General features: G+C 62.6%; 3 protein-coding genes. All 3 read left to right on the forward strand.

Annotated features, from left to right (window positions below; translation table 11 throughout):
* Window positions 1-5,980 (forward strand): non-ribosomal peptide synthetase (locus DBR18_RS13670; protein ID WP_146188760.1); only part of this gene is annotated, 5,980 nt, incomplete at its 5' end.
* Between the two features lie 74 nt (window positions 5,981-6,054).
* Window positions 6,055-7,011 (forward strand): alpha/beta hydrolase, encoded by a 957-nt coding sequence (locus DBR18_RS13675; RefSeq protein ID WP_108590700.1) that lies wholly within the window; start codon window positions 6,055-6,057, stop codon window positions 7,009-7,011.
* Between the two features lie 327 nt (window positions 7,012-7,338).
* Window positions 7,339-7,544, forward strand: a 206-nt coding sequence (locus tag DBR18_RS28515) for a hypothetical protein (RefSeq protein WP_218277856.1), incomplete at its 3' end; no start/stop codon positions are given.

Raw genomic sequence — 7,544 nt, forward strand, 5'->3', positions numbered from 1 at the left:
GAAAGTCCTGCTGACGCAACAGTCGCTGCTGGCGCAATTGCCGCAGACCGATGCGCAAGTGGTGTTGGTCGAGGCGGGTGGGCAGGCGTTTGCCGGGCAGTCGCCGGACAATCTGCCGGCGCGGGGCGATAGCGCCAATCTGGCTTACGTGATCTACACCTCCGGTTCTACCGGCAAACCGAAGGGCGTGGCCATCGCTCATCGCAACGTGCAGGCGTTGATCCATTGGTCTGCCGAGGTCTACAGCGAAGACGACCTGCAAGGCGTGCTGGCCTCGACGTCGGTGTGCTTCGACCTGTCGGTGTGGGAGATTTTCGTCACCCTCGCGCGCGGCGGTTCGCTCGTCATGGCGCGTAATGCGCTGGAACTGCCGGACTTGCCGGAGCGTGATCAGGTCCGCCTGATCAACACCGTGCCGTCGGCCATCGCCGCGCTGCATCGCGCCGGGCACATTCCGCCGGGCGTGCGCATCATCAACCTCGCCGGCGAGCCGCTGAAGCAGGGACTGGTCGACACGCTCTATGGCGAAACCTCGGCGGCCCACGTCTATGATCTGTACGGGCCGTCAGAGGACACCACCTATTCGACCTGGACCCGCCGCGAGGCCGGTGGTCAGGCGAACATCGGCCGGCCGCTGGTCAACACCTCGGCGTACATGCTCGACGGTCAATTGCAGGAGGCGCCGATTGGCGTGGCGGCCGAGCTGTATCTGGCCGGCGACGGCATCACCCGTGGTTATCTGTTCCGTCCGGGGCTGACCGCCGAACGTTTCGTGCCCAACCCGCTGTCGACCAGCGGCGAACGGATGTACCGCACCGGCGACCTGACCCGCTTCACGGATGAGGGCCGGATCGAATACGTCGGGCGCATCGACCATCAGGTCAAGGTGCGTGGTTTCCGTATCGAACTGGGTGAAGTCGAAGCGCGTCTGCTGGCCCAGGACAGCGTGCGCGAAGGTGTCGTGCTGGCGGTGGATGGCCATAGCGGTCATCAACTGGTGGCGTATGTGGTGCCGAGCGACAGCGGCCTGAGCCTCGAGGAACAGGATGCTCTGAGTGAAGCGCTGCAGGGCGCACTGAAGGCGCACCTGCCGGACTACATGGTGCCTGCGCAGTGGCTGTTCCTCGAACAGCTGCCGCTGACGCCAAACGGCAAACTTGACCGCAAGGCTCTGCCTGCGCCGGACGCCAGCCAGTCGCAACGTGAATACGTGGCAGCGTCGACGCCACTGGAGCAACAACTGGCCGAAGTCTGGCAGGACATTCTCAAGATCGAGCGTGTCGGCGTCACCGATAACTTCTTCGCCCTCGGCGGCGATTCGATCATCTCGATTCAACTGGTCAGCCGCGCGCGTCAGCAGGGGATTCGCTTCACCCCGAAAGACCTGTTCCAGCAGCAAACCGTGCAGAAACTCGCGGCTGTGGTCTCGGTGGATGACGACTCGGCGGGCGACACGGCTGTGGATTATCCATTGGCCCAACTGGATCAGGCGCAGCTCGACGCGTTGCCGGTACCGGCGCAGATGATCGAGGACGTTTACCCGCTGTCGCCCATGCAGGAGGGCATGCTTTTCCACACGCTGTCGGACAACGGCAGCAGCCTTTACGTCCAGCAGGTCAGCCTGCCGATCAAGGGCCTGGACGTGGAGCGTTTCCGTCAGGCGTGGGAATTCGTCATCGTCCGACAGGCGATTCTGCGCACCAGTTTCCATTGGCAGGACGGTTTGGCCAAACCGTTGCAGGTGGTGCATCGCCACGCTCCGTTGCAGATGCAGGTACTCGATTGGCGTGAGCGCGAAACCAGCGAAGCGTCGATTGCCCGGTTCGCCAGCGATGACCGCGCGCTCGGTTTCGATCTGACCGAGGCGCGTTTGCAGCGGATAACCTTGCTGCGCCTGAGCGACGATCAATACCAGATGATCTGGACCAGCCATCACATCCTGATGGACGGCTGGAGCAGCTCGCGCCTGTTCGGCGAGGTTCTGCAGTATTACGCCAAGGGCGAAATCATCGGCGAGAACGGTCGTTACCGCGACTTCATCGCCTGGTTGCAGGCGCAGGATCAGGACGCTCAGGAGCTGTTCTGGAAGGCGCGTCTGGCGGTGGTCAACGAGCCGACGGCGCTCAGCCAGGCGATGCATCCGCGTCACAGCGCCGATGTTTCCGGCCACGATGCGATCTACTCGAACTGGAACAAGGCGCAAACCGAACAACTGCTGCAGTTCTGCCGCGACTTGCGCATCACCCCCAACACCCTGATTCAGGGCGCGTGGTTGCTGCTGTTGCAACGCTACACCGGGCAGCAGACGGTCACTTTCGGCGCTACGGTGTCGGGGCGTCCGGAAAGTCTGGCGAATGTCGGCAACATGCTCGGCCTGTTCATCAACACCTTGCCGATCATTCAGACGCCGCAAGCGCATCAGCGCCTGGCCGACTGGCTCGGCGAAGTGCAGGCCTATAACCTCGACATCCGCGATTATTCTCAGGCGCCACTGGCCGACGTCCAGCGCTGGTCCAACCTCGGTGGTCAGGCGCTGTTTGACAGCATTGTGGTGTTCGAGAACTTCCCGATCGACGATCGCCTGCAGGAAGAAAACGACACCGACCTGACCTTCGGCAAATCCATCGGCCACGGCGTGACCAACGTGCCGATGGACCTCGCGGTGATGCTCGGTGACGAGTTGTCGATCGAGTACCTGTATCTGCGTAGCCACTTCAGTGCCGAAGCTGTTCTGGGTATTCGCCAGACCATGGAAAACACCCTGGCGGCGATGATGGCCGCGCCGTACGAGCGCCTTGGCAACTTGCAGCGCCTGAGCCGCGAGCAATGGCAAGCGGCGCAGGCCTGGAGCGCCGAACCGGCGCACAGCCATCAGGCAGCGTTGTTGCCGGAGTTGATCAGCCGCCACGCGCAACAGCAGCCACAGGCCATTGCCTTGCAATGCGCGGGGATGAGCCTGAGCTACGCCGAACTCGAGTTGCGCGCCAATCGTCTGGCTCACTGCCTGATCGAACACGGTGCCGGCCCGGAAGTGGTGATCGGCGTCGCCTTGCCGCGCTCGCTGGAAATGGTGGTCAGCTTCCTTGCCGTGCTCAAGAGCGGTGCGGCGTACGTGCCGCTGGACATCGAGTACCCGCCGGAGCGTCTGGCCTACATGATCGAAGATTCGGGGATGGCGCTGTTGCTGACCCAGAGCAGCCTGCGTGCAACATTGCCGGCGCCACAGGGTTTGCTGCGTCTGGAGATCGATCACCTCGATGAAAGCCGCTATGCCGATCACGCCCCCGCCAGCCGCGTTCAGGAGCAGGGCCTGGCGTATCTGGTCTACACCTCCGGTTCCACCGGGCGGCCAAAAGGCGTTGCGGTGACCCAAGGTCCGCTGAGCATGCACTGCCAGGCAATTGCCGAGCTGTATGAAATGGATGCCAGCAGTTGCGAGCTGCACTTCATGTCGTTCGCTTTCGACGGCGCCCATGAGCGTTGGCTCAGCACCTTGTACAGCGGCGGTCGCCTGGTAATCCGCGACGGTTGCCTGTGGACACCGGAGCAGACCTACGAGGCCTTGCACGAATACGGCATCACCATTGCCTGCTTCCCGCCGGCGTACCTCAAGCAACTGGCCGAATACGCCGCCGCCAGTGGCATCGCGCCGCCACCGGTGCGCATCTATTGCTTTGGCGGTGACGCGGTACCGGATCAGACGTTCGAGCAGGTCAAGGCGGCGCTGCGTCCGGAGTACTTCACCAATGGGTATGGACCGACCGAAACCGTGGTCACGCCGATGCTCTGGAAAGTGCCGGCCAGTCAGCATTGCGAGGCGGCATACGCGCCGATCGGCCGCGCCGTGGGCGCGCGTTCGCTGTACGTGCTGGATGAAGACCTGAACCCGTTGCCGCCGGGTTTCGCCGGCGAGTTGTACATCGGGGGTTATGGCGTCGCCCGCGGTTATCACGGGCGTCCCGACCTGACCTGCGAGCGCTTCGTGCCGAACCCGTTCGCGGCGGGTGAGCGTCTGTATCGCAGCGGCGACCTGGTGCGCCTGCGTATGGACGGCGTGGTCGATTACGTCGGGCGCATCGACCATCAGGTCAAGGTGCGTGGCTTCCGCATCGAGCTGGGTGAAGTCGAGGCGAGTCTGCGTCAGTTGCCTGCGGTCACCGATGCACTGGTGATCGCCCGGGACAATGCATCGGGCAAGCAACTGATCGGTTACGTGGTGACCGAAGCCGGGCAGGACATGGGCGATGAGCTCAAGGCCGGGCTGCGGGCGTCGTTGCCGGAATACATGGTGCCGGCGCAGATCGTCTGCCTGGACGCTTTCCCGGTCACGCCCAACGGCAAACTCGATCGCAAGGCGTTGCCCGAACCCGAATTCAAGACCGAAGAATACGTCGCCCCGCGCAACGAGCAGGAAACCCTGCTCGCGCAAATCTGGGCGCAGGTGCTGCAGGTCGAGAAGGTAGGCATCTGCGACAACTTCTTCGAACTGGGCGGCGACTCGATTCTGAGCCTGCAAGTGATTTCCCGGGTGCGTAACCATCCGACACTGAACATGGACCTCAAGCTGCGCGATCTGATGCGCTATCAGACCATCGCCGGCATCGTCGAACAGGAAGTGGCGAAGGAGGGCAGCCAGCAATCGGTGCCGGATCTCACTCAGGTGGCGGCGGAGGGCGCGTTCAATTTGCTGCCGATTCAGGAGTGGTTCTTTGCCGAGGACATGGCCGAGGCGCATCACTACAACCAGTCGCTGCTGCTGAGCGCGCGCCAGCCGCTGGATCTGGATGCGCTGGAGCAGGCGCTGGGCTGGATCGAAAAACATCACGACTCGTTGCGTCTGCGTTTCTCCCGCGATGGCGAGCGCTGGGTGCAACGCTACTGTGAACTCGCCGAACAGGGCGAAGCGTTGCTCTGGCGCCGTGAAGCCGAGAACAGCGAGCAGGTCGAAACGCTGGCCAACCTCGCCCAGCGCAGTCTGAAGCTCGACGACGGGCCGGTCTGGCGGGTGATGCATGTGGCCATGCCCGAGGGGCAGGCGCGACTGCTGGTGGTGATCCATCACCTGGTGGTCGACACCGTATCGTGGCGGATTCTGCTCGATGACTTGAAAGTCGCTTACGAAGCCTGCGTGCAAGGGCTGCCACCGAAGCTGCCGATTCGCACCAGCAGCTACCGTTCGTTTGCCGAAGCGTTGCAGGCCCAGGCGCCGGTGATTGCCGAGCAGGAACTGGACTGGTGGCTGGAGCAACTGGACCAGCCGGGTGTCGATCTGCCTTGCGACAATCCGCGCGGCAAAAACCTCGTGCGTCAGCAGGCGCAGGCACGGCTCAAACTGTCACGCGAGCACACCGAGCAATTGCTCAAACAGGCGCCGGCGGTGTACGGCACGCAGATCAACGATCTGCTGCTGTCGGCGCTCAGCCGCGCCTTGTGTCGCTGGAGTCAGCAACCGTCGGCGCTGATTATGCTCGAAGGGCATGGTCGCGAAGATTTGTTCGAGTCCATCGACCTGAGCCGCAGTCTGGGCTGGTTCACCAGTATGTTCCCGGTACGTCTGCGTCCGGACAGCGATGACATCGGCCGTTCGATCGTCGATGTGCAGGCGCAACTGGCGGCGATACCGCAGAAGGGCATCGGCTACGGCGTGTTGCGTCATCTGGCGGGGGCCGAGGTGTCTCGGCAACTGGCAGGCCTGCCGCAGGCACGCGTCACGTTCAACTACCTGGGGCAGTTTGACCAGAGCTTCGACGAGCAGGCATTGCTGGTGCCGGCACTGGAGGAGACCGGCGACAACTACAGCCTGAAGGCGAACCTGGGTAACTGGCTGGAAATTGTCGGCCAGGTCTACGACGGTCAGTTGGCCTTGCGTTGCATCTACAGCAGCCAGCGCTATCGCGCCGGCACCATGGATGCGTTGATGAACGATTACCAGCGTGAGCTTGAGGCGTTGATCGAGCATTGCATGGAACGCGCGGGCTGATCGCCGGACATTCGGTCATTTTTGGGGGCGTTGCCCAGGCGCGCCCCTTTTCTGCCTATACAAGGATCCTAGCGATGTCGTTACACCCTGATCTGGAAGCCTTCCTCGACTTGGCCCAAGACAGCCAGGACGCCGGTCTGCCGGCCATGCACCAGATGACCCCGAGCGAGGCCCGGGCGACCTTCGAGCAGACCACCGCGCAGCTGCGCTGGGCAGCACCCGAGGATCTGTCGGTGACGCAGATCGACATGGTGGCCCGCAACGGTGCGCCTTTGGCGTTGCGACTGTATCGGCCGAACGGCGCCGTCACGCCGATGCCGGTGCTGGTGTATTTCCACGGTGGCGGATTCGTCGTCGGCAGCCTCGATTCCCACGATGGCGTGTGCCGCGAGTTTTGCCAGCGCACGCCGTGTGCGGTTTTGTCGGTCGGTTATCGACTGGCGCCGGAGCATCGTTTTCCAGCGGGCCTGGAAGATGGCGAAGACGCCTTGTCGTGGCTGGCGGAAAACGCCACAAGTCTCGGCCTCGATACCACCCGCGTAGCATTCGGCGGCGACAGCGCCGGGGCCACACTGGCCACCGTGCTGGCGATACAGGCAGTCGTACAACCGCAAACCGTAGCCATCGCGCCCAAGGCGCAGTTGCTGTGCTATCCAGTCACCGATGCTTCCCGCACCCACGATTCGCGCCTGCTGTTCGGCGAAGGTTACCTGCTGGAAAACGAAACGCTGGACTGGTTCTATCAGCACTATGCGCGCAGCCCGCACGACTGTCTGGACTGGCGTTTTTCACCGTTGCTGACGGAGGATCTGCATGGTGTGGCACCGGCAATCGTGCTGTTGGCCGGGTTTGATCCGTTACTGGATGAAGGGCAGGCTTATGTCGATAAATTGCGTGATCACGGGGTGAGTGTCGAGCTCGAACACTGTCCGGGGTTGACGCATGATTTGCTGCGTATGGCTGCGGTCATGCCTGATGTGTTGCAGGTGCATGAAGATTTGAGCAGAGCGCTGGCGCGGTTGTTGGGGTGATGCTTTGGTTGGGGTGGATATCCGTTGCTGCGGTCACGGCTGCTTAGGGTTCCGCCCTTACGGCGGGTCACTTTTGGCAAACGCCGGGTTTTGGGTTTTGGGTTTGGGGGATTGGGGGCATATCCGTTGCTGCGGGGGTTGCCGCTGGCGGTTTCGCTCTTACAGCGAGTCACCTTTTCCAAACGCCGAAAAGGTAACCCAAAAGGCTTTGCCCCGGCGTACGGCACTTCGCTGAGGCTCAGTGTTCCCTCGCTACGGTGCCCATCAGGGGGCATCGCCTACGGTTTGCTTCGCTGCACCTCCTCTCGATGTATGCGGCTTCGCCGCATGGCGCTGCGCGCCTACCCCCTGATGGACACCTACGCTCGGCCTGCCGAAGGGGCTGAAGGTCAAAAGCCACATCAGGAGCCAAAGCCAAAGCCAAAGCCAAAGCCAAAAGCAGATCAAAAGATCGCAGCCTTCGGCAGCTCCTACAGGGGATTGGGTTTATTCAGTATGAGATTGGTCGGCTGTCAGGCCGCCATCGCCAGCAG

Origin of the sequence: Pseudomonas sp. HMWF021, assembly GCF_003061005.1 — a bacterium.
Lineage (GTDB): Bacteria > Pseudomonadota > Gammaproteobacteria > Pseudomonadales > Pseudomonadaceae > Aquipseudomonas.

Excerpts from the sequence above, each read along its gene's own strand:
- DBR18_RS13675 (WP_108590700.1), top strand. The coding sequence starts at position 6,055 with ATGTCGTTACACCCTGATCTGGAAGCCTTCCTCGACTTGGCCCAAGAC.